This is a genomic window from Thauera sp. 27, from assembly GCF_000310125.2.
Lineage (GTDB): Bacteria > Pseudomonadota > Gammaproteobacteria > Burkholderiales > Rhodocyclaceae > Thauera > Thauera mechernichensis.
The window spans coordinates 16,431-38,475 of the sequence record NZ_AMXB01000033.1; the positions used below are offsets into that span (position 1 = coordinate 16,431).

General features: G+C 65.2%; 16 protein-coding genes and 1 pseudogene. 11 read left to right on the forward strand and 6 right to left on the reverse strand.

All coding sequences use genetic code 11. The annotated features are described in order from the left end of the window. Nucleotides 1–10 precede the first annotated feature (10 nt). Both B447_RS16325 and B447_RS16330 read left to right on the forward strand, forming a co-directional pair. Nucleotides 11–1,891 carry a methyl-accepting chemotaxis protein gene (locus B447_RS16325; protein WP_002942834.1) on the forward strand — a complete coding sequence of 627 codons (1,881 nt, stop codon included), beginning with the start codon at nucleotides 11–13 and terminating at the stop codon, nucleotides 1,889–1,891. Nucleotides 1,892–1,997: 106 nt separating this feature from the next. Then, on the forward strand, nucleotides 1,998–2,750 hold the full coding sequence (locus tag B447_RS16330; protein ID WP_002925830.1) for a sulfite exporter TauE/SafE family protein: 753 nt from the start codon (nucleotides 1,998–2,000) through the stop codon (nucleotides 2,748–2,750). Between the two features lie 171 nt (nucleotides 2,751–2,921). Here B447_RS16330 and B447_RS22285 read toward each other — a convergent pair whose 3' ends face one another. Both B447_RS22285 and B447_RS23060 read right to left on the reverse strand, forming a co-directional pair. Continuing rightward, nucleotides 2,922–3,566: an IclR family transcriptional regulator gene (locus B447_RS22285; protein ID WP_232431655.1), complete on the reverse strand. Its 645-nt coding sequence runs from the start codon at nucleotides 3,564–3,566 to the stop codon at nucleotides 2,922–2,924. Nucleotides 3,567–3,587: 21 nt separating this feature from the next. Continuing rightward, nucleotides 3,588–3,998, reverse strand: a pseudogene (locus B447_RS23060) (hypothetical protein); the annotation flags it as partial. Between the two features lie 263 nt (nucleotides 3,999–4,261). On the opposite strand from B447_RS23060, the gene B447_RS16345 reads away from it, so the two are divergent. The 5 genes from B447_RS16345 to B447_RS16365 all read left to right on the forward strand — a co-directional run bounded on the left by B447_RS16345 (nucleotide 4,262) and on the right by B447_RS16365 (nucleotide 9,714). Then, nucleotides 4,262–5,857, forward strand: a complete 1,596-nt coding sequence (locus tag B447_RS16345) for a GMC family oxidoreductase (RefSeq protein ID WP_002942840.1) — start codon at nucleotides 4,262–4,264, stop codon at nucleotides 5,855–5,857. 79 nt (nucleotides 5,858–5,936) lie between these two features. After that, nucleotides 5,937–7,163 (forward strand): TRAP transporter substrate-binding protein, encoded by a 1,227-nt coding sequence (locus tag B447_RS16350; RefSeq protein WP_002942841.1) that lies wholly within the window; start codon nucleotides 5,937–5,939, stop codon nucleotides 7,161–7,163. A gap of 93 nt (nucleotides 7,164–7,256) precedes the next feature. After that, entirely contained in the window at nucleotides 7,257–7,790 is a 534-nt protein-coding gene (locus B447_RS16355) for a TRAP transporter small permease (RefSeq protein WP_002925844.1), read from the forward strand. Between the two features lie 9 nt (nucleotides 7,791–7,799). Then, a complete protein-coding gene (locus B447_RS16360) occupies nucleotides 7,800–9,086 on the forward strand; it encodes a TRAP transporter large permease (RefSeq protein ID WP_002925845.1) in 1,287 nt (428 codons plus the stop codon). A 247-nt stretch (nucleotides 9,087–9,333) separates the two neighbouring features. Next, a complete protein-coding gene (locus B447_RS16365) occupies nucleotides 9,334–9,714 on the forward strand; it encodes a hypothetical protein (protein ID WP_002942843.1) in 381 nt (126 codons plus the stop codon). Nucleotides 9,715–9,730: 16 nt separating this feature from the next. Here the strand turns inward: B447_RS16365 and B447_RS16370 are convergent, their stop codons facing one another. From B447_RS16370 to B447_RS16385, 4 genes are read right to left on the reverse strand one after another with little or no spacing between them, the layout of a single operon-like run. Next, nucleotides 9,731–10,108, reverse strand: coding sequence for a Lin0512 family protein (locus B447_RS16370; protein WP_002925847.1), 378 nt, complete (start codon nucleotides 10,106–10,108; stop codon nucleotides 9,731–9,733). After that, nucleotides 10,101–10,454, reverse strand: coding sequence for a Lin0512 family protein (locus B447_RS16375; protein WP_002925848.1), 354 nt, complete (start codon nucleotides 10,452–10,454; stop codon nucleotides 10,101–10,103). Before B447_RS16375 ends, B447_RS16370 begins: the two co-directional genes overlap by 8 nt. Before the next feature lie 51 nt (nucleotides 10,455–10,505). Beyond that, nucleotides 10,506–12,239: a cobaltochelatase CobT-related protein gene (locus tag B447_RS16380; protein WP_232431656.1), complete on the reverse strand. Its 1,734-nt coding sequence runs from the start codon at nucleotides 12,237–12,239 to the stop codon at nucleotides 10,506–10,508. Next, nucleotides 12,236–13,216 carry an AAA family ATPase gene (locus B447_RS16385; RefSeq protein ID WP_002942853.1) on the reverse strand — a complete coding sequence of 327 codons (981 nt, stop codon included), beginning with the start codon at nucleotides 13,214–13,216 and terminating at the stop codon, nucleotides 12,236–12,238. The genes B447_RS16380 and B447_RS16385 overlap by 4 nt, the downstream gene beginning before the upstream one ends. 232 nt (nucleotides 13,217–13,448) lie before the next feature. On the opposite strand from B447_RS16385, the gene xsc reads away from it, so the two are divergent. The 4 genes from xsc to B447_RS16405 all read left to right on the forward strand — a co-directional run bounded on the left by xsc (nucleotide 13,449) and on the right by B447_RS16405 (nucleotide 21,842). After that, nucleotides 13,449–15,266 (forward strand): sulfoacetaldehyde acetyltransferase, encoded by a 1,818-nt coding sequence (xsc, locus tag B447_RS16390; RefSeq protein WP_002942855.1) that lies wholly within the window; start codon nucleotides 13,449–13,451, stop codon nucleotides 15,264–15,266. 103 nt (nucleotides 15,267–15,369) lie between these two features. Next, complete coding sequence (locus B447_RS16395; RefSeq protein WP_002942868.1) at nucleotides 15,370–16,410, forward strand: YeiH family protein; 1,041 nt, start codon at nucleotides 15,370–15,372, stop codon at nucleotides 16,408–16,410. 21 nt (nucleotides 16,411–16,431) lie between these two features. Next, nucleotides 16,432–18,348 carry a phosphomethylpyrimidine synthase ThiC gene (thiC, locus tag B447_RS16400; protein WP_002942875.1) on the forward strand — a complete coding sequence of 639 codons (1,917 nt, stop codon included), beginning with the start codon at nucleotides 16,432–16,434 and terminating at the stop codon, nucleotides 18,346–18,348. Nucleotides 18,349–18,551: 203 nt separating this feature from the next. Beyond that, a complete protein-coding gene (locus tag B447_RS16405; protein WP_002942878.1) occupies nucleotides 18,552–21,842 on the forward strand; it encodes a DEAD/DEAH box helicase in 3,291 nt (1,096 codons plus the stop codon). Nucleotides 21,843–22,045: the final 203 nt, after the last annotated feature.

A 22,045-nucleotide genomic window follows, 5' to 3' on the forward strand; every position in this document is an offset into this window, starting at 1 on the left:
AGGAAACGCGATGAAGGTATCGTACAAGGTGGGTATCGCCAGCGCGCTCGTGCTGTTCGTCACCCTGAGCATGCTGTCGTTCGTGCAGGTCGCACAGGTGCGTGCCAGCCTGCGTGCACAGGCCGAGGCCAGCATCGGCGAGGCCGGCGCAGGCCTTGCACGCCAGATCGAACATTGGCTCAACGCCAAGCTCCAGCTCATCGACATGGCGGCGCAGAGCATCGATGCCGACTTCAGTGCCATCCACATTCAGCGTGTGTTCGACCGGCCGCTGCTGCGCGAGCAGTTCCTGTTGATCTTCGGCGGGCTCGACAGCGATGGTGCCCGCATCACCAATACGCCGAGCTGGGACCCGCCGGGCTGGGACGCGCGCAAGCGGCCATGGTACGCGCTGGCCGAGCGCGCCGAACGCGCCGTGCTCACCGAACCCTATGCGGACGCGGCAAGCGGCGAGATCCTGATCTCGGCGGTGGCACGACTCAGTGACCGCGGCCGTTTCATGGGTGCCTTTGGTGGCGACCTGAGCCTGCAGACGATCGCCGAGGCGATCAACACCCTCGACTTCAACGGCGCCGGTCACGCTTTCCTGATGACGCGTACCGGCCGCATCATCTCCCACCCCGATGCGGCACTCAACGGCAAGCCCTATGGCGAACTCTTCGATGGCGCACAGCCTCCGCTCGACAAGGGGCTCACGGAGACACAGGCTGGCGGCCGACGCCTGCTGGTCTCGTTTACGCCGCTTGCGGGACTGACCGGCATGGATTGGTACGTCGGCATCGTACTCGACGAGGCCGTGCTGATGGCCGAGGCCGACGCACTGAGCCGGCGCGCGGTTGCCGGCACCCTCGCAGGTGTGCTGGTGAGCTTGCTCGTGCTCGCCGTGCTGATGGGCCGGCTGCTCGATCCGCTCGCGCGTCTGCACCACGCGCTGGACGAGGTCAACCGAGGAGAGGGAGACCTGACGCGTCGTCTCGGCGAGAAGGGACGGGACGAGATTGCGCACGTCTCGCGCGCGTTCAATGGTTTCGTCGCCCATCTGCAGGCCCTGATCCGCAACGTCAAGGACAGCGCCCACCAGCTTGGTGAGGCGAGCGCCAGGACATCGGGCGAGGCCGGTCATGCCGCCGAGCGCCTGCGCCGGCAGATGGAAGAGCTCGAGCGGCTGGTCGGTGCAATGCACGAGATGAGCGCTGCGGCGCAGAACGTCGCCGTCCACGCTCACGAGGCTGCGCAGGCCGCGGTCGCTGCCCATGACGAGACCGGGGAAGGCGTGCGCGTGGTATCCAGCTCGACTGCGGCCATCCGCCAGCTCGCCGAGGAAATGGATGCCACCAGCCACTCTGTCAACGCGCTGGTGCGCTTGAGCCAGAGTGTCGAATCGATCCTCGCCAAGATCACCGGTATTGCCGACCAGACCAATCTGCTCGCCCTCAATGCGGCGATCGAGGCGGCGCGGGCGGGTGAGGCCGGCCGTGGCTTCGCCGTCGTCGCCGATGAGGTCCGTAACCTCGCGGCCCTCACGCAGGAGTCGACGCGTGATATCCGCGGCATCATCGAGGAGCTGCGCACCGGCGTCCAGCAAGCCGAAAGCCGTATGCTCCAGAGCAGCGAAACCGCCGCGCGGACTGCCGTCGAGGCCGAGACTGCAAATGGCATCCTTGCCCGTGTGCGCGAGGCAATCACCCTCATCAGCACGATGAACCTGCGCATTGCCGAACTTGCTCAGCAGCAGAGTGCGAGCGCGTCCGAGATCGACCGCAACACCGGCGTGATCCGCGACATCGGACGCGAAGTGACCGAGGTGGCCGAGCGGCAGCTCGACCACTGCAAGGTCATGGCCGCGCGGGTGCATGACCAGGATGCCTTGCTCGGTCAATTCAAGGTCTGAACATGAGTCGGCGCACGATCCTGCCTGTGCATGTGCTGGTACGCAGCTCAGGGAGCGTGACGACGTCTCAAGGTGAGGACGATCATGAATCCATGAGGAGAGTCCGATGAGCATCGAGACTGCGGTGGCCCTGCTGGCGGTGATCGCCGTCGGGACCTACTTCCAGACCGTGACCGGCTTTGGCCTGGGCATGATCGTCATCGGTGTCAGCAGCGGCTTTGGCCTGGCGCCGATCTCGCTGGTGGCCGCCATCATCAGCCTGGTCACGCTGATGAACAGTGCGGTGGCGCTGCCCGGCAAGCTGCACCACATCGACTGGCCGGCGGCACGCTACGTGCTGGTCGGTGTGCTGCCGTCGACCCTGGCGGGTGTCCTGCTGCTCGAGTACATGAGCGCCACCGCGGCCAACCTGCTGCAACTCCTGCTTGGGCTCACCATCATCTACAGCGGGGTCGTATTCATGCTGCGCCCGGCGCCGCTCGTCAAACGATCCTCCAACCTGAGCTTCTTCGTCAGCGGCTTCTTCTCCGGTCTTTTCGGCGGCCTGTTCGGCATGGCCGGCCCCCCCGTGATCTTTCACTTCTACCGCCAGCCTTTCGATCTGGCGACCGTGCGCAACATGCTGCTGCTGACCTTCGCCTTCACCGCCGGCACGCGGACCATATTCGCCGGTACGCAGGGAACGTTTACGCCGGCGGTGTGGGCGTTGATCGGCTTCACCGTTCCGCTGGTAGCGCTGGCGACGATCGCAGGACGGCGCTATCCGCCGCCCTTCGCTCAAGTCACGATGCGCCGCATCGCGTTCGGGGTGCTGATCCTGATCGGCTCCGGACTGGTCTTCAATACGCTGTATCGTTAGTTGTTTCTGCGGCACCGATCAGGCCGCAAGCTGCATGCACTCTGCTTTTCGTGACTGCGGAATACGTGAGCACCTGGCTAGTCAGATGCCGGAGCATGCTCGATTTTTGGCATGCCGCCCGGTTTCTGGGGCCTCGTGCTCGGCCAGCTGCTCTTAATCTGCGTCGTAGCTTCACGCGCTCGGCGTTGGGAAGAGGATGGTTCGCATCGCGTCTGCTGCAATGCGCATGCTTGGTACCTTGGCCATCAGGTCGTCGAGCGAGACGCGCGCAGTCGGCGCGTGGCAGGCAATCGCCGCCACCGCCTTGCTGCCCTCGCCAAGCACCGGGACTGCGACGGCGATCATGCCGCGGACGAACTCTTCATTGTCAATTCCGAGGCCGAGTTTGGCATTGCGCGCGAGTTCCACCTCGAGCGCTTCCATATCCACCAGAGTGCGGGGGGAGTGGCGTGTCAGGGTGAGGTTGGCAAGCAGGCGGCGACGTTCGAGCAGGGACATGGATGAAAGGAAGAGCTTGCCACTTGCGGTGCAGTGCATCGGCACGAAGGTGCCCGGCTGCAAGTGCATGCGTAACGGCTCGGTGGTCTCAACGCGCTCGACGTAGAGCACTCGGCCTGCATCAGGAACAGTGAGGTTACAGGACTCCCCAAGCTTGTCGACGAGCGCGCGAAGTACGGCGCGGCACTCTCTACGCATGTTCGAGCCGCGAAGCGTGCGTAGCGCCAGCGTAGTGGCGCGCGTTCCGGCGACAAAGCCTCGCTCCGCGGGTAGATGAAGCACGTAGCCTTGGTCTTCCATTGCGCGAAGCAGTCTCATGAGGGTGCTCTTGGGCACGCTCATGAGGCTTGCGAGCTGAGCCAGCGTGAGCGGCTGGGTAGATTCCGTGAGGTGTTCGAGGACAGTGAGCGGGCGAAGGCGGCGAACGTCTTCGCTGCCTTCGTCATGCACGACTACCGCGTCGTCCGATTTCGGTGCGTGGGGCCCTCCGCCCATGTGTCCTGATTCGCGTGTCACTTCCGTCATCCGTGTCGGGCTTCTGTTTCTCTGTGACTCTTGATGCAATGGTACGAAATGTATCGATCTTTTGAAACGCTGTGTTTCATTAAGGCTTGCCTGCGGTACAACGAGAAAGGACTTGGATGGAGGCCTCGGAAGCGAGAAGGTCTCGGCAAGCTGTCGTGAGGTGCTCTTGGCCTTCGGACACGCGTCTACGGAAAGGCGTTGCTTCCGCGCGCCAGTCACTTTCATCTCGCCAATAGCGTCGATGTGCACAAGCTACGTCGAAGGGTCTCCGAGATCCGTAATGCGTTTCTTGACGCCTTTTTGGTTCACTTTTGCGCCGTTGCGTTTCAGTTCGGATCGGAATGCTCGATTTGTGTTTGTTTTGCGTATGGCCTCATTAATAGTGCGTATGCGCTTTATTGAAACGCTGCGTTTCATAAACAAGGCGTGAGGCGTTACTCAGAACATCAGCATCGTATTCCTAACGGTGCAGTCAGGAGACCTTCTAGATGTCCATTGAAGCTGATTACATCGTCGTCGGGGCAGGCTCGGCCGGTTGCGTGCTGGCCAATCGCCTGAGCGCCGACGAGCGTAACCAGGTGCTCTTGCTTGAGGCTGGCGGCCGCGATAGCAACCCCTGGATCCACATCCCGGTTGGCTACTTCAAGACTCTGCACAATCCGAAGCTGGATTGGTGCTACCGGACCGAGCCTGACGAGAAGGTTGCCGGCCGCGAGATCCAGTGGCCGCGTGGCAAGGTGCTGGGCGGTTCGAGCTCGCTCAACGGCCTGCTCTACGTACGCGGCCAGCGGGAGGACTATGACCGCTGGGCAGCGCTGGGCAACGAGGGCTGGAGCTTCGACGAGGTGCTTCCGTACTTCAAGAGGTCCGAAGACCAGGAGCGTGGCGCGAGCGAGTATCACGGCGTGGGCGGACCGCTGAAAGTCTCGGATCTGCGCCTGCGCAGGCCGATCGCCGACCACTTCATCAAGGCTGCGCAGGAGATCGGCATTCCCTATAACGACGACTACAACGGCGCGAGTCAGGAAGGCGTAGGCTACTTTCAGCAGACCGCGCACAAGGGTTTCCGCTGGAGTACCGCGAAGGGCTTCCTGCGGCCCGCCATGGGGCGCTCCAATCTGCGCGTCGAGACTCACGCCCAGATCTTGCGCATCCTCTTCGAGGGCAAGCGCGCGGTCGGCGTGGAGTATCTTCAGGGCGGAGAACGCCGCATCGCCCGGGCGCGCTGCGAGATCGTGCTGGCCGCGGGCGCCATCGGCTCGCCCCAGATCCTGCAGAATTCGGGCGTTGGTCCGGTCGAGGTTCTGCGGCGAGCGGGGGTGCAGGTGCTCCACGCCCTGCCTGGCGTCGGCCGCAACCTGCAGGACCACCTGCAGGTGAGGCTGGTCTTCAAGACCCGCGAGCGTACGCTGAACGACGAGGTGAACAGTCCGATCCATAAGCTCTGGATCGGACTGCAATACATGTTCTCGCGTACCGGACCACTGACCCTGGCGGCCAGTCAGGTGGCCATCTTCACGCGCTCCTCGCCCGAGGTCGAGCGCCCCGACATCCAGTTCCACATGCAGCCGTTGTCTGCCGACAAGCCGGGGGAGGGCGCACATCCCTTCTCGGCCTTCACGTCCTCGGTGTGTCAGCTGCGGCCGTGGAGTCGTGGCCGTATCGAGATCCGTTCGGCCGACCCGCTCGCCTATCCCGCGATCCATGCCAACTACCTGGGTGACGAGCGCGACCATGCGGTGGTGATCGGTGGCGTCAAGGTCGCACGCCGCATCGCCGAGGCGCCCGCGCTCAAGCCGCACATCATCTCCGAGTTCGTGCCGGGCGCGAAGTACCAGAGCGACGCCGAGTTGCTCGACGCCGCTCGCCGCTACAGCCAGTCGATCTACCACCCGGCCGGCACCTGCAAAATGGGCTCGGACGAGGATGCGGTCGTGGACGCTCGACTCAGGGTGCGTGGCTTGGTCGGCCTACGTGTGGCAGATGCCTCGATCATGCCCGAGCTCGTCTCGGGTAATACCAATGCCCCCGTCATTATGATCGGAGAGAAGGCCGCCGACATGATGCTCGCCGACCGCATCTGACGCGGCGACGGCGTCCACTCAACGCAGAAGCGATTCCACACAGGGCCGTCGAGCCCACCCATCAAAGAGGAGACACACCATGAGCAAAGAGACCAAGCTGGATCGTCGCGGCTTTCTGCGCATTGCCGGCCGCTACGGGCTGACCTCCACCGCACTTGCGGCCGCAGGCATGGTCGGCCCGCTGACCTTCGAGGGGCTCGCCCGCGCTGCCTCGCAGACCGCCGACGCGCGCAATGCCTCGACGCCGCTGATGACGCTGAAGTTCGGTGCATCAGGCTTCAACGAAAGCAACCTGAAGATTCAGGAGTCGGGTCAGCTGTGGTTTGCCCAGGAGCTGGAGAGACGCACCAACGGCGCGCTGAAGATCGAGTTCATCGGCAGCAACCAGATCTGCAACCAGCTCGACTGCGTGAAGAAGGCCCAGCAGGGCATCGTCGACATCTTCTCGGCCAGTACCCAGAACTCGGCTGGCTCGGCGCCGTACTACAACGTGCTCGACTTTGCCTACATGTTCCCCTCGCGCGCGGCCCAGCACTACTTCTTCTATCACCCGAAGAGCGAAAAGTTCTTTCGTGAGCCGATGCGCAAGCGCCACAACATCCAGTTCCTGTACACCCACTGCGAACTGCGTGGCCTGATGCTCGGCAAGAAGTTCGCCAACCGCCCGACAGTGACCACCATCGAGGAACTGGCTGGCACCAAGAACCGCGTTACCGGCACCCAGCTCGGCCGCATCGCCATGCAGCTCATGAATCTGAACCCGGTGCCGATCGCCTGGGAAGAGACGCTCGACGGCCTAAAGCAGGGCCTCATCGACGGCGCCGAGACCTGGATGGGGGCGGCGGCCTACGCCAACATGGCGCCTGTGCTCGCGCAGGCGGTGGACCTGAAGTTCTTCTGCGGTACTGAGCACACCGCGATGAACAACGCGACCTTTGAGAAGCTGCCCCCTGCCATCCAGGACATCGTGATGGAGGTGGCCTACGACGCACAGCAATATACCCAGCGCGAGCAGGAGCGTGCGCTCGTTGAAGTGGTCGGTGCGGTCCTAGACCCGGGGCCGGATACCGTTTTCGCAAAGAACGGCGTGCGCGTGGCCACGCTCTCCGATGCCGAGATTCTCAAGGCCGAGAAGATGTGCTCGCCCGAGTACCGACCCGAGCCCTGGGCAGAGTGGCGGGAGCGCCTCAACAAGATGTCCGGGGGGCACGATGTTTACAAGGAGATCTTCATGGTTGCGCGCGAAATCCCGAAAGATACCCCTGTGGCTGACGTGAAACCGCAACGCTGGTGGCAGTCCGCTTGATGGCTGGTTGGTAGCCCCGACCTGCCGTACGCCTTGCGCCGGCTCGTCAGCCTGGTCGGCGCAGGGCGCCTCCCTCATTTCGGAGTTCCCCCAATGGCCTATCTTCTGGCACTCGTTCGGTGGCTAGACCGCAACGCCGAACGCACCCTGATCCTGATCGCCTATTCCAGCATGGCCCTGATCATCGTTTACGCGGTGTTCGAGCGCTATGTTTTCAGTACTCAGGTCCCCTGGAGTTCCTCCATTCCGATTTACCTGTTCCTGTGGGTAACTTGGATTGGCTGCGCCTACAACGTACGCAAGCGCACTCATCTGGTGTTCAACGACCTCCGCCTGCGCATGCCCTACGGAGCCCAGTTCGCCTGCATGTGGCTTGACGCAATCCTGTGGGTCGGCTTCGGCACCATGGTGGCCTGGTTCACCATCGAGCAGACGCAACTCGCCTATGACAACTTCGCCATCGTGCAAGGCACCGACAACGTCATGCAGTGGTGGTTCTACCTGGCCACCCCGGTCGGCTGGTGCCTGCTGATGTTCCGCGCCCTGCAGAACCTGGTCGAAGACATTGGCCGTTACCGCCGCCGCGAACCCTTCCTGGTCGACATCCAGGCAATTGGTGGAGACTGAGGAGGCATCATGGACAATTCGACTCTCATCACTCTGGTTTCACTGGGCGTCGTCGTGCTGTTCCTGCTCGGCGTGCCCATCTTCCTCGTCATCGGCATGTGGGTCACCGGCGCGTCGCTGGTCATCGACTTTACGCTTGCCAACATCGGTGTGACGCTATTCGAGGGGCTGAACTTCTTCGGGCTGCTTTCGCTGCCCTTATTCATTCTCACCGGTGACCTCATCGCCGCAGCGGGCATTGCCAAGCGCCTGGCCGAGTTCGCCCACGCCTGCCTGAGCTGGATGCGCGGCGGCCTCGGCCTGGCCACGATCGGCTCCTGCGGGCTGTTCGCGGCCATCTCGGGTTCCAACTCGGCGACCACCGCGACCATCGGCGGCATCATGCAGCCGCTGCTGGTGAAGGATGGCTACGACAGCCGCTTCGCCGCTGCCACGGCCGCGGCCGGTGGCACGGTCGGGATCATCATTCCACCGTCGATCATCTTCATCGTGTATGGCTTCCTGATGAACTTGTCGATCTCCGATCTGTTCGTTGCCGGCATCCTGCCGGGCATGCTGATGGTGATCGCGATGCAGGCGGTGTGCTGGTGGATGTGCCGAAAGCATGGCTGGGGCTCCATCTCGCCGCTCGATGTGGGGCGCGTAGTGCGCTCGGCGGGCAGTGCCTATCTGGGGTTCTTCGCCATCTTCATCGTCATTTTCGGGATCTACTCGGGCATCTTCTCGCCCACCGAGGCGGCGGCGATTACCGTGGGCTTCTGCCTGATCGCCGGCCTGATCGTCACCCGCGAAATCAGGTGGCGGGCCTTGCCCGACATCCTGCTGCGCTCCGGCCAGCTTACCGGCATGCTGGCGCCGATGATTGCCATTTCCATCGTGATGCAGCAGGTCTTCGCCCTGCTCGGCGCCGCCGAGACGGTGCAGTCCTTCATCGCCTGGTTCGGAAGTGGTGACGTAGTCGTGCTGCTGGTGTGCATGGGTATCGTGCTTGCCGCCGGTACGATTCTCGAGAGTCTGCCTGTGACGGTGATCTTCGCCCCCATCCTTGCGCCGATCGCGATCGCGGCGGGCGTTGATCCGGTGCATTTCTCGGTGATCTTTCTGGTAGGTGCCGCGATCGGGTTCATCACGCCGCCTTTCGGCCTCAACCTCTTTGTGGCCAGCGGCGTCACGGGTATCCCGTATTCGAAGCTCGTGCGCTTCGCGCTGATGTACATGATGGGCCTCACCATCTCCTGGCTCATCATCGCCTTCGTGCCCTGGTTGTCGCTCGGCCTGATCCCGCAGCCTGGTTGAGCGGGTCCCAGGCTTCGTCAGGCGCACATGGCCGGTCGCCGACTGCTTGCGCGGTCGGCGACCGGTTCGTCATCCTGCGGCGTGCGGAAGGCGGTCGGGTTGCTTATAGCAATTGGTTTTATAGATAGGGGTGCTTCAGAACTCCATTCGTTTTATTCTCCCCACACATGATCTTGATCAGGGAGACCATCCCGAGCCGTTCGGCTGCGGGCTCTCCTTGCATGTCGTTCATTGGGGGGAGTCATCCATGCTCGAGTTGCTGACCGGTTTCGTGGCCCTGGCCGCCTTTCTGGCGATCTCCTATTTCAGGGGACGTACCAAGAAAGAGGGCGCGCTGGAGACGGCGCTGTCCTCGCCGGAAGAGGTCGCGCGTCTCTACCTGCGGCATTCGCCGGAAACGGATGCCTACTGGCTCCATGTGCAGTTCCGCAATGGCCGCAAGCGCCTGCTCGCCGCGCCCTGGGAACTCGACGATATGCTCGGCCAGCTCGAAGCCCGGGGTCTCCATCTCGACGAAGCGGACCGGGCCCTGCTCGCAGCGGCCGAGGCTCCGGTAGTACGCTCACGTCAGCCAGCGGGCAACTGTGGTCGGACGGCGGCCGGCGTGCCGATGCGCGCGGGTGCCTGAAGCCGGACGGCGGCGTTCAGGCCTGCGCAGGCGCGCTCAGGCGCCAGGCACCCGGCTCGATCGGCAGCAGCGCGGCAACGGCTGCGGTGGCGATCACATGCGTGGTCTCCTGCACTGGGTCGTGGACGTCCAGTCCGCCGAACACCACCTTCACCTCGGCGCGCCCGCGTGGCAGCGTGGCGGCGACCACTGCCGCATCGACCTTGTCGGGCTGCTGCACGCCGATCGTCACCTGCACGCGCATATCGCGGTGGTCGTAGCCGAGCGACTTGAACAGCACGATGGATGAATGGTGCAGGGCGTCCTGCACTGCACGGCAGGCGGCCTTGGTGTAGTCGCCGCCGTACAGGTCGTTGCCGGTCCCCATTTCGAGGATGATGCGTTTCTCAGTCATGATTGCGCTCCATGTCGAAGGACACCACGATGGCGGCGTTGGCGATCACGGTAGGATCGCTGCCGTCCGGCTTGCAGACGTCGAGGCCGCCGCGTACGACGCGGATAGTGGGTTGGCCGTAGGGGAAGATGTCGAGCAGGGCGGTGCTGTCGACCGCCTCGGGTTTCTGCACGCCGATCTCGACGTCGATCAGCATCGCCTCGCGCGGGAAATCGAACGCGGTCGCCACGTTGAGCGAGTTGTGCCATAGCGCGTCGCGGATCGCGCGTGCCGCGGCCTGTGTGTAGTCCTGACTGCGGATAGAGGTCCCCAGGCCGAACTGCGTGACCATTCGTGTCTTGGCCATGTCGAATGCTCCGATCGTAAGTGGTTGATGTCCTTGCGCCGTGGCGAACCGTCAGCGCCGATGGCGGCCGCTGATGAGTTGGACAATGTCAAAGAACAGCTCGTTGTCGAGCGCCTTGCTCATGTCGGTGGCCAGACAACGGCGGTAGAAGGGGCTGAGGTCGAGGCCGACGCCGAGGCCGAGGATCTCCACTGCGCCCTGCTGCTCGCGGCGCGCGACCACGTCCTTGAGGTGGTTGTCGAGGTAGAAAGGGTCGTTTGCCAGTCCGGTTGCGCCGTCTGCGGGGCTGCCGTCGGAGATCACGACCAGGATGCGCCTTGCCTCGCCGCGCGCCAGCATGCGGTTGCACGCCCAGTCCACCGCCTCGCCGTCGATGCCTTCGCGGAACAGGTCGGCCTTGAACAGCGCGGCGATGTCGGTGCGCGCCCGCCGCCAGCTGCGATCGGCGTCCTTGAACACCATGTGGCAGACCTCGTTCAGGCGTCCCGGGCGGAGCGGGCGGCCGCGGGCGAGCCATTCGCGGTGGGCGCGGCCGCCGTTCCAGGCCCCGGTGGTGAAGCCGAGCAGTTCGGTGCGCACGCCCACCATCTCGAGCGCGCGGATCATGATGTCGACCATCATCGCGACCGGCTCGATGTGCGCCTTCATCGAGCCCGAGCAATCGAGCAGGAAACTCACCACGCAGTCGGCCGCCGGCTTGTACTGCTCCTGGCGGAACAGGCGGCGCTCGGTCGGTGAGCTCACGAGCTGGCTCAGGCGGCGGCCGTCGATATGGCCTTCTTCCTCACCGAACATCCAGCCGTCGCGCTGCGGCTCGGCAAGGATGGCGGCGAACAGGCGCGCCAGTCGCGGCAGGTTGATGCCCTGCGCGGCGATGCGTTTGTCCAGGCGCTCGCGGTACTCGCGCAGCAGGGCCTTGCGCACGAGCGTCCCGGCCTGCACCTCGGTGTCGTAGCGGGTGGTGAATACGCGGTAGGCCTGTTCTGCGTCCTCGAAGGCCTTGCTGTGGCCGGTGAGGGCCGAGGCGATACCGTCGTCGTCGCCTTCGTCGCGGTCGAAGTCGAGCAGCAGGGCGAAGCCGCGCCGGATCTCTTCGTCCTTCGCGTCGGCCTCCTCGTCGCCAGCCGAGGCTGCGGTCTCGGCATGGATCGTCTCGGCCACGATGCGCGCGATCTCGAGCGCATGGGGGGCGAAGCGGCGCTGGTCGTGGCGATTGCGGCGAATGCCGGCGAGCGCGCTGCCGAGCTGGGAGACGAGCGAGAAGCGGGTGCTCTCGATGTAGTCCTCGGTTTCCTCCAGCACCGGCTTCGTGGTGAGCCGCGACCAGCAGATCTGCGCCACGGTGTACAGCAGGATGCCGAGCCGTCCCTCGGTGAGGCCGGAGCGGTAGAAGGCGCGCGACCAGTTCTCGAAGCGGTGGTGCAGGTTGATGACCATGCCCGGCATGTCGGCCGGCGCGAGGGTTTCCACGCGCAGTTGCTCGAGCAGTTCGAACAGCAGGCGCTCGATCGGGTCGGCGGGGCACAGGCTGCGGTGCAGTTGGGCGTCCGAATGCAGCAGGCGCAGCGCCATGCCGTCGGCGGCGGCGCGACAGTCGGCGAAGTCGTCGTGGTCGGGGTCGATGCGCAGGTGCGGCGCATGCATCGGCAGCGGCCGCGATCCGCGGTGCAGGCGCCGGCCGCGGTAGTGCAGCGCGGCGTCACCAGTGAGGGCGCGCAGGGTGGCGGCGCACAGCTCCTCGACCTTCTGCTGCCGCTTCGCGTTCTGCTGCGCCGTCGCCATCATTGCGCTTCCGACGTACGCATCCAGGATTCGTCCAGCTCCTCGCCGAAGCAGCGCTGGTAGTACTCGGCGACGATCGGGCGCTCGACCTCATCGCATTTGTTGAGGAAGGACAGGCGGAAGGCGAGCGCCGGATTGCGGAAGATCTCGCAGTTCTCGGCCCAGGTGATGACGGTGCGCGGCGACATCAGGGTCGAGAGGTCACCGGCGGCGAAGCCCTTGCGTGTGAGCTCGGCCACCGCGACCATCGAGGCGATCAGCTGGCGGCCCTTGTCGTAGTTCTTGCCCGGCACGCGCGCGAGCACGATCGCGACCTCTTCCTCGCGCGGCAGGTAGTTGAGCGTGGCGACGATGTTCCAGCGGTCCATCTGGGCATGGTTCAGCACCTGGGTGCCGTGGTACAGGCCCGACAGGTTGCCCAGGCCAACGGTGTTCGATGTGGCGAACAGGCGGAACCAGGGGTGGGGGTGGATCACGCGGTTCTGGTCGAGCAGGGTGAACTTGCCGTCGCGCTCGAGAATGCGCTGGATCACGAACATCACGTCGGGGCGGCCGGCGTCGTACTCATCGAAGATCAGCGCGACCGGGCGCTGCAGCGCCCAGGGCACGATGCCTTCCTGGAACTCGGTTACTTGCAGGCCATCGCGCACGACGATGGCGTCCTTGCCGACGAGGTCGAGGCGGCTGATGTGGCCGTCCAGATTCACCCGTACGCAAGGCCAGTTCAGGCGCGCCGCCACCTGTTCGATATGGGTGGATTTGCCGGTGCCGTGCAGGCCCTGCACCATCACCCGGCGGTTGCGGCTGAAGCCGGCGAGGATTGCCAGCGTGACGTCGGGGTTGAAGCGATAGGCGGTGTCGACGTCGGGCACATGGTCGTCGCGTTCGGCGAACGCCGGCACCTTCAGGTCGGTGTCGATTCCGAACACTTCGCGCACCGACACCATGCGGTCGGGCTGGGTCAGGACTGTTTCCGTCACTGCTGTCTCCTCGGTCTCTTCATGCACGGAGCAGGCCTTGCTTCCGTGGCGCCGGATACACGATTCGTTCCGGTGCGGCATATTAGTCCGGTTTCAAAAAAATATTCAAGTCGTACCGTTTTTTGGAATTTGATGTTGACCTTTTGGGGTGTTGGACCTAGAGTGCGTTCACGTATCTCGGATATCGGAATGTTTGGTACCGATTTCGTTCAACTAACTCCCAGGAGACAGCATGAGCCAGCCCACCCCCGACGGCCGCAGCGTGGCCAGCGGCCCGACCAAGATGACCCCCTCCGAAGCCTTCGTCGAAACCCTGGTGTCCAACGGCGTCACCGACATGTTCGGCATCATGGGCTCGGCCTTCATGGACGCGATGGACATTTTCGCGCCGGCCGGCATCCGGCTGATCCCGGTGGTGCACGAGCAGGGCGCGGGCCACATGGCCGACGGCTACTCGCGGGTGTCGGGCCGCCACGGCGTGGTGATCGGCCAGAACGGCCCGGGCATCAGCAACTGCGTGACCGCGATCGGCGCGGCCTACTGGGCGCACAGCCCGGTGGTGATCATCACCCCCGAGACGGGCACGATGACGATGGGGCTGGGCGGCTTCCAGGAGTGCAAGCAGCTGCCGATGTTCCAGGAGTTCACCAAGTACCAGGGCCACGTCACCCACCCGGCGCGTATGGCCGAGTACACCGGTCGCTGCTTCGACCGCGCGATGAGCGAGATGGGCCCGACGCAGCTGAACATTCCGCGCGACTACTTCTACGGCGAGATCACCTGCGAGATCCCCAAGCCGGCGCGGCTGGACCGTGGCGCGGGCGGCGAGCAAAGCCTCAATGAAGCGGCCGAGCTGCTGGCCAAGGCCAAGTTCCCGGTGATCATCTCGGGCGGCGGCGTGGTGATGGCCGACGCGATCGAGGAGTGCAAGGCGCTGGCCGAGCGCCTGGGCGCGCCGGTGGTCAACAGCTACCTGCACAACGACTCGTTCCCGGCGAGCCACCCGCTGTGGTGCGGCCCGCTGGGCTACCAGGGCTCGAAGGCGGCGATGAAGCTGATCAGCCAGGCCGACGTGGTGGTGGCGCTGGGTTCGCGCCTGGGCCCGTTCGGTACGCTGCCGCAGCACGGCATGGACTACTGGCCCAAGAACGCGAAGATCATCCAGATCGACGCGGACAACAAGATGCTCGGGCTGGTGAAGAAGATCTCGGTGGGCATCTGCGGTGATGCCAAGGCGGCGGCGGTGGCGCTGACCGCGCGGCTCGCGAATCGTGCGCTCGACTGCGACGCCACCCAGGGCGAGCGTGCGGCGAAGATCGCCGCCGAGAAAGCCGCGTGGGAGAAGGAGCTCGACGAATGGACGCACGAGCGCGACCCGTTCAGCCTGGACATGATCGAAGAGAACGCCAAGGAGAAGCCGTTCTCGGGCGGCGAGTACCTGCACCCGCGCCAGGTGCTGCGCGAGCTCGAGAAGGCGATGCCCGAGGACGTGATGGTGTCGACCGACATCGGCAACATCAACTCGGTGGCCAACAGCTACCTGCGCTTCGAGAAGCCGAGGAGCTTCTTTGCGGCGATGAGCTTTGGCAACTGCGGCTACGCCTTCCCGACCATCATCGGTGCCAAGGTGGCCGCGCCGCACCGTCCGGCGGTGTCGTACGCGGGTGACGGTGCCTGGGGCATGAGCCTGATGGAGACGATGACCTGCGTGCGCCACAACATTCCGGTGACCGCGGTGGTGTTCCACAACCGTCAGTGGGGTGCGGAGAAGAAGAACCAGGTGGACTTCTACAACCGCCGCTTCGTCGCTGGCGAGCTGGACAACCAGAGCTTTGCCGAGATCGCGCGCGCGATGGGTGCCGAGGGCATCACGGTCGATCGTCTGGAGGACGTGGGGCCGGCGCTGAAGAAGGCGATCGACCTGCAGATGAACCACGGCAAGACGACGATCATCGAGATCATGTGCACGCGCGAGCTGGGCGACCCGTTCCGCCGTGACGCGCTCTCCAAGCCGGTGCGATTCCTCGACAAGTACAAGGACTACGTCTGAGCGACGGCAGCTTCCTCCGCCTGCTGCCGCAGCGCCGCCCATGCGCGCTGCGGCAGCGTTTACCCGGCCCCGACGGCTTCCTCGCGACACGGATCGCCTGCTCATGAACGCTCAGACCAAGCCCCTCTCAGTGCCGATGTTTACCGAACTTCGCCGGCTGCTGCCCGGATTCATGCTGTGCGGCGTGATCGCGATCACCGCAGCCTTCGTGTCCGAGCATTATGGCGGCCCGAAATTCCTCTATGCGTTGCTCATCGGCATCGCCTTCCACTTCCTCTCCGATAACGACAAGTGCATTCCGGGTATCGAGTTCTCGGCCAAGAAGCTTGTCCGCCTCGGTGTTGCCCTGCTCGGCGCACGCATTGCCATCAGCGATGTGTCCGATCTCGGTTTGGCCGGTGTCGGTGCCTTGGCCGGCGCGACGGTGCTCACCATCGGCTTCGGCATGCTCATGGCTCGCGTGCTCGGGCTGCCGTCGATGCTTGGCTTGATCTCGGGCGGCGCTACCGGCATCTGCGGCATCTCGGCCGCGATGGCGATCTCGGCCACGCTGCCGCAGACCAAGGAGAACGAGCACTACACCCTGCTTACGGCGATCGGCGTCGCCACTTTCTCGACCGCGGCCATGATCCTCTATCCACTTGTGGTTTCGGCGGGCGGATTGTCGGTGGGCGAGGCCGGCATGTTCCTGGGTGGCTCAATCCACGACGTGGCGCAGGTCGTCGGTGCCGCCTTCATGATTTCGCCCGCGGTCGGCGATGCGGCGACACTGGCGAAGATGTTCCGCGTGGCCATGCTGGTGCCCGTGGTGATGGTGCTGGCGCTGAGCTTTCGGGCCGAGTCTGCCCGGACTGCGGGTGGCGGCGCGAAGAGAGCCCCCTTGTTGCCCTTCTTCCTGGTTGCGTTCGCTGCCCTGGTCGTGATCAACAGCTTCGGCTGGATCCCCGCCGAAGTGGTCGCAGTGAGTTCTGACGTTTCGCGTTGGTGCCTGGTGATCTCGATCGCGGCGCTTGGCGTCAAGACCTCGTTCGAGAAGCTCGCCGCCCTGGGCTGGAAGCCGATCGTGCTGCTGTCGAGCGAGACCCTGTTCATCGCCCTCTACATGCTCGCGATCGTGTTCCTGACGCGCCTGCTGTCCGCCTGACCACCGCTCCACGGAGAACCCATGAACGCCACCGAGAAATTCATCGCCGCCACGGCCCATGTGGATGCGGCCGCGATCGCCCCGCTGCCCAACTCGCGCAAGATCTACGTCGAGGGTTCGCGCCCGGACATCCGCGTGCCGATGCGCGAGATCACCCAGAGCGACACCCCGGCCTCCTTCGGCGCCGAACCCAACCCGCCGATCTTCGTCTATGACTGTTCGGGCCCCTACACCGACCCGGCCGCCAAGATCGACATCCGCTCCGGCCTGCCCGCGCTGCGCCAGCCGTGGATCGAGGCGCGCGGCGACACCGAAGTGCTGCCCGGCCTGTCCTCCGAGTACGGCCGCGCCCGCGCCGCCGACACGGCGCTCGACGAGCTGCGCTTTCCCGGCCTGCACCGCGCCCCGCGCCGCGCCAAGCCGGGTGCCAATGTCACCCAGATGCATTACGCCCGGCGCGGCATCATCACCCCCGAGATGGAATACATCGCCATCCGCGAGAACCTGAACCGCGAGCAGTACATCGCCTCGCTGCGCGCCACCGGCCCCAAGGGCCAGAAGATGGCCGACATGATGCTGCGCCAGCACCCGGGCCAGAACTTCGGCGCCAGCCTGCCGCCGGTGATCACCCCCGAGTTCGTGCGCGACGAAGTGGCGCGCGGGCGCGCCATCATCCCCAACAACATCAACCACCCCGAGAGCGAGCCGATGATCATCGGCCGCAACTTCCTCACCAAGATCAACGCCAACATCGGCAACTCGGCGGTCACCTCGTCGATTGCCGAGGAAGTCGACAAGATGACCTGGTCGATCCGCTGGGGCGGCGACACGGTGATGGATCTCTCCACCGGCAAGAACATCCACGAGACGCGCGAGTGGATCATCCGCAACTCGCCCGTGCCGATCGGCACCGTGCCGATCTACCAGGCGCTGGAGAAGGTCAATGGCAAGGCCGAGGAGCTGACCTGGGAGATCTTCCGCGACACCCTGATCGAGCAGGCCGAGCAGGGCGTGGACTACTTCACCATCCACGCCGGCGTGCTCTTGCGCTACGTGCCGCTCACCGCCAACCGCATGACCGGCATCGTGTCGCGCGGCGGCTCGATCATGGCCAAGTGGTGCCTGGCGCATCACAAGGAGAGCTTCCTCTACGAGCACTTCGAGGACATCTGCGAGATCATGAAGGCCTACGACGTGGCCTTCAGCCTGGGCGACGGCCTGCGCCCGGGCTCGATCTACGACGCCAACGACGAGGCCCAGCTGGGCGAACTCAAGACCCTGGGCGAGCTCACCGACATCGCCTGGCGCCACGACGTGCAGGTCATGATCGAGGGCCCCGGCCACGTGCCGCTGCACCTGATCAAGGAGAACATGGACCTGCAGCTCGAGTGGTGCAAGGAGGCGCCCTTCTACACCCTGGGGCCGCTCACCACCGACATCGCCCCGGGCTACGACCACATCACCAGCGGCATCGGCGCGGCCACCATCGGCTGGTACGGCACCGCCATGCTGTGCTACGTGACGCCCAAGGAGCACCTGGGCCTGCCCAACAAGCAGGACGTCAAGGAAGGCATCATCACCTACAAGCTGGCCGCGCACGCCGCCGACCTGGCCAAGGGCCACCCGGGCGCGCAGATCCGCGACAACGCCTTGAGCAAGGCGCGCTTCGAGTTCCGCTGGGAAGACCAGTTCAACCTCGGCCTCGACCCGGACAAGGCCAAGGAATTCCACGACGAGACCCTGCCCAAGGACTCGGCCAAGGTGGCGCACTTCTGCTCGATGTGCGGGCCGCACTTCTGCAGCATGAAGATCACCCAGGACGTGCGCGACTTCGCCGCACAGCAGGGCATCGACGAGGCCGAGGCGCTCAAGAAGGGCATGGAGGTGAAGTCGATCGAGTTCGTCAAGAGCGGTGCCGAGGTCTATCGCAACGTGTAAGGTCAATCGCCAGAGCGTAAGCCTCGACGGGCCGCACATGCGGCCCGTCGGCTTTTTGTACATCACGCTCGGAATTCGAAAGGCAACCGCCCCGGCAAACTGCAAGCCGCAGTTTCCAACGCGCTACACGAGCCAGCCCTCACGTTCGACGTGTAAACTGACGGGTTTTCCGCTCAAGCCCGTCTCGGGCGCGCCCCAAGCCCATGACCCCGCTCGACCGCTTCACCCAGGATGACCTGATCGCCCAACTCGGCATGGAGACCGTCGCCAAGGGGCTGGGCTATCTGAGCCGGGTGAGCGCACTCTCCGCCGACGGCTGCTCGGTGTCAGCCCTGGTCAAGGGCAGGCAACGTACGCCCTACGACGTTTCCGCTGACGTGATCGAGGAAGAAGGACGCCCTGCGCTTGTCAGCGCATGCACCTGCCCCATGGGTTACGGTTGCAAGCATGTCGCCGCGATGATGCTGGTATGGCTGCACCAGCGTCGCCGACCGGACCGCCCGCGCGAGCAGGTGCGGGCGTGGGTGGAGGGCTTTCGCCAGGCCGCTCGGGCGCTTGAGCCAGGAGCCGCGGGCAAGCCCCAGTCCAGCAAGACGACCCACGCACTGCACTACGTCATCGAGCACGATGCCTACAGCAGCGATCACCGCGTCGCTTGCTACAAGGTGCGCCTGGACCAACATGGACAGATACGCCAGCATGAACGCTGGAACAACATCGAGCGTGCGCTGCAGGCACCGCCCGCCTTCGTTGCCGATGACGACCACGAGATCCTGCGTCTGCTGTGGGCGCACAGGCCGCATGGCCGCCCCATCCCGGGCGATGGCGTGACACTGGAGGGCAGGCACAGCAACGCGCTGATGGCGAGCCTGCTCGCCAGCGGTCGCGCGCACTACGACAGTCTCGCCACACCGGTACTGAGCGCCGGCGAAGCGCGCCCGGGCACCCCGGACTGGACGCTCACCGCCGACGGCCTGCGCGCTCCGGTGCTCAAGCTCGACCCCGCCGCTGCCCGGGTCCTGCCACTGCTGCCGCCCTGGTACATCGACACGGCCAGCGCGAGTGCCGGCCCGATCACGCTCGACCTTGCCCCCGAACTGGTGCAACGCATGCTGTGGCTGCCGCCGCTGACACAGGCGGAGTCGGAACTGGTGGCCGAAACCCTTGCCGAAGTCGCCCCCACCTTGCCCCCGCCGACCCTGCGCGGCGAGCCGCCCGTCGAAGTGAGCGGAACACCGGTACCCATTCTGCGCCTGGAGACTCGGCCGGTGCTGCAGGCGCGCTATCGCAGCTATGCGGCCTATGGCACCTATGTCTTCGACTTCGCGCTGCTGGCCTTCCGCTACGGCCCGGTAACCATCGACGCCGGCGACGGCCGCCTCTTCCTCCCCCTGCCGGACGGCCGCAGCGCCCGCCTCACGCGTGACGAGACAGCCGAGCGGGTCGCGGCCCAGCGGCTCGCCACCGCTGGCTTCACCCGCATTCCGCCGGGTGCGATACAGGGCAGTTTCGGCCCCCTGCCGGCAGACGCACTCGGACTCGCAAGCGAGGCCGAGTGGCCGACCTTCATGGCCGACACAGCGGCCGCACTACGCGCCGAAGGCTGGACAGTCGAGTTCCCGAGCGACTTCCGCCACCACGCCATCGACATCGACCACCTGATGCTCGACATCGACGAGCATGAGGACGGCTGGCTGGGCCTGTCGCCCGGTATCGAAGTGGATGGCAAGGCATTGCCACTTGCACCTTTGCTGGCGGGGCTGTTCGCACACGATGCACGCTGGCTGTCGGGACGGCTGGACGACATCGACGACCACGAGGCGCTCATCCTCGAGGACCAAGAGCTCGGCCGCCTGCGCATCAGCGCCGGCCGCGTGAAGCCGCTCGTGCGCGCGCTCGTCGACCTCTTCGACCGCCCCGACCACGACTGGCGTCTTTCAAGGCTCGACGCCACACGACTGGCCGAGCTCGACCTGCCGGGCCGCGGCCACGATCTCATCGCACAACTCTCCAGCCGCCTGCGCGGCGCCACCGGCATCGCCGCAGTGCAAACGCCGAAAGGCTTCGGCGCCGAACTGCGCCCCTACCAGCTCGAAGGCCTGGCCTGGCTGCAGCACCTCGTAAGGCACGACCTCGCCGGCATCCTCGCCGACGACATGGGCCTGGGCAAGACAGCGCAGACGCTCGCTCACCTGCTCACCGAGAAGCACGCCGGCCGGCTGGATGTGCCCGCACTGGTCATCCTGCCTACCTCGCTGGTGTTCAACTGGCAGGCCGAGGCCGAGCGCTTCGCGCCCGAGCTGAAGGTGCTCAACCTGCACGGCTCGGATCGTCATGCGCGCTTCGACGAGCTCGATGCCGACGTGAAGATCGATGTGGCGCTCACCACTTATCCGCTGCTGTGGCGCGACGCAGAACAGCTGCAGGCGCGCCAATGGAGCCTTCTGATCCTGGACGAAGCGCAGACGGTAAAGAATGCCGCCAGCAAGGGCGCGCAGGTGATCCGACAGCTCAAGGCCCGCCACCGTCTCGGCCTTACCGGCACGCCGCTGGAGAACCACCTCGGCGAGCTCTGGGCGCAGTTCGACTTCCTGCTGCCGGGTTTCCTCGGCACGCACAAGCAATTCACCCAGACCTGGCGCACACCGATCGAGAAGCATGGCGACAGTGACCGCCGCGACCTGCTCGCCGCCCGCCTGCGCCCCTTCATCCTGCGCCGGCGCAAGGAAGACGTCGCCACCGAATTGCCGCCCAAGACCATCATCGTGCGCAGCGTCGGTCTCGAGGGCGGACAGCGCGACCTCTACGAGACGGTGCGCGCGGCCATGGACGAGAAGGTGCGCGCCGAGATCGCCGGCAAAGGCTTTGCGCGCAGCCAGATCGTGATCCTCGATGCTCTGTTGAAGCTGCGCCAGGTGTGCTGCGATCCGCGCCTGCTGAAGTCACCGGCTGCGGCGCGCGTCAAGGAGCGCGCCAAGCTCGACCTGCTCATGGACATGCTGCCCGAGTTGATCGACGAAGGCCGGCGCATCCTGGTGTTCTCACAGTTCACCTCCATGCTCAGCCTGATCGCTGCGGAGCTCGACAAGGCGAAGATTGGCTGGGTGGCGCTGACCGGCGACACCCGCGACCGCCGCATTCCGGTCGAAGACTTCCAGAAGGGCCGCGTGCCCGTGTTCCTGATCAGCCTGAAGGCGGGCGGCGTGGGTCTCAACCTCACCGCGGCCGACACCGTGATCCACTACGACCCGTGGTGGAACCCTGCAGCCGAGAACCAGGCCACCGATCGCGCCCACCGCATCGGCCAGGACAAGCCGGTGTTCGTGTTCAAGCTGGTATGCGCAGGCAGCATCGAGGAGAAGATCCTCGCCCTGCAGGAGAAGAAGGCCGCACTCGCCGAGGGTGTGCTGTCGGAAGACGCCAACGCGCTCGCCAAGTTCGGCGAGGCCGACATCGCCGCGCTGCTGGCGCCCCTGCCACCCGCCGGGCGTTGAGCCCGGGCGGCGAGGCGCTCCCGGCAGGAGCGGTACCAAGCACGGGGTTGAAGGCAATGCGAGTCGGTCAGGGCCGACGAGAAGCAGGACCGGTAGGAGCTGAGCCAGCCGCGAGGGGTTGAGGGCGACGCGGCAGGGCGGAACCGATGAAAAGGCTCGCGGCTTGCGCCGCTCCTACGGAGGGTGCGAGACATCTGCCGCAA

Bases quoted from the DNA above. Each gene is read 5' to 3' on its own strand.
- thiC (WP_002942875.1), top strand. From the start codon at position 16,432: ATGAACGCCACCGAGAAATTCATCGCCGCCACGGCCCATGTGGATGCG.
- B447_RS16345 (WP_002942840.1), top strand. From the start codon at position 4,262: ATGTCCATTGAAGCTGATTACATCGTCGTCGGGGCAGGCTCGGCCGGT.
- B447_RS22285 (WP_232431655.1), bottom strand. From the start codon at position 3,566: ATGAGACTGCTTCGCGCAATGGAAGACCAAGGCTACGTGCTTCATCTA.
- B447_RS16405 (WP_002942878.1), top strand. From the start codon at position 18,552: ATGACCCCGCTCGACCGCTTCACCCAGGATGACCTGATCGCCCAACTC.
- B447_RS16370 (WP_002925847.1), bottom strand. From the start codon at position 10,108: ATGACTGAGAAACGCATCATCCTCGAAATGGGGACCGGCAACGACCTG.
- B447_RS16380 (WP_232431656.1), bottom strand. From the start codon at position 12,239: ATGATGGCGACGGCGCAGCAGAACGCGAAGCGGCAGCAGAAGGTCGAG.
- B447_RS16355 (WP_002925844.1), top strand. From the start codon at position 7,257: ATGGCCTATCTTCTGGCACTCGTTCGGTGGCTAGACCGCAACGCCGAA.
- B447_RS16365 (WP_002942843.1), top strand. From the start codon at position 9,334: ATGCTCGAGTTGCTGACCGGTTTCGTGGCCCTGGCCGCCTTTCTGGCG.
- B447_RS16375 (WP_002925848.1), bottom strand. From the start codon at position 10,454: ATGGCCAAGACACGAATGGTCACGCAGTTCGGCCTGGGGACCTCTATC.
- B447_RS16360 (WP_002925845.1), top strand. From the start codon at position 7,800: ATGGACAATTCGACTCTCATCACTCTGGTTTCACTGGGCGTCGTCGTG.
- B447_RS16350 (WP_002942841.1), top strand. From the start codon at position 5,937: ATGAGCAAAGAGACCAAGCTGGATCGTCGCGGCTTTCTGCGCATTGCC.
- B447_RS16325 (WP_002942834.1), top strand. From the start codon at position 11: ATGAAGGTATCGTACAAGGTGGGTATCGCCAGCGCGCTCGTGCTGTTC.
- xsc (WP_002942855.1), top strand. From the start codon at position 13,449: ATGAGCCAGCCCACCCCCGACGGCCGCAGCGTGGCCAGCGGCCCGACC.
- B447_RS16395 (WP_002942868.1), top strand. From the start codon at position 15,370: ATGAACGCTCAGACCAAGCCCCTCTCAGTGCCGATGTTTACCGAACTT.
- B447_RS16330 (WP_002925830.1), top strand. From the start codon at position 1,998: ATGAGCATCGAGACTGCGGTGGCCCTGCTGGCGGTGATCGCCGTCGGG.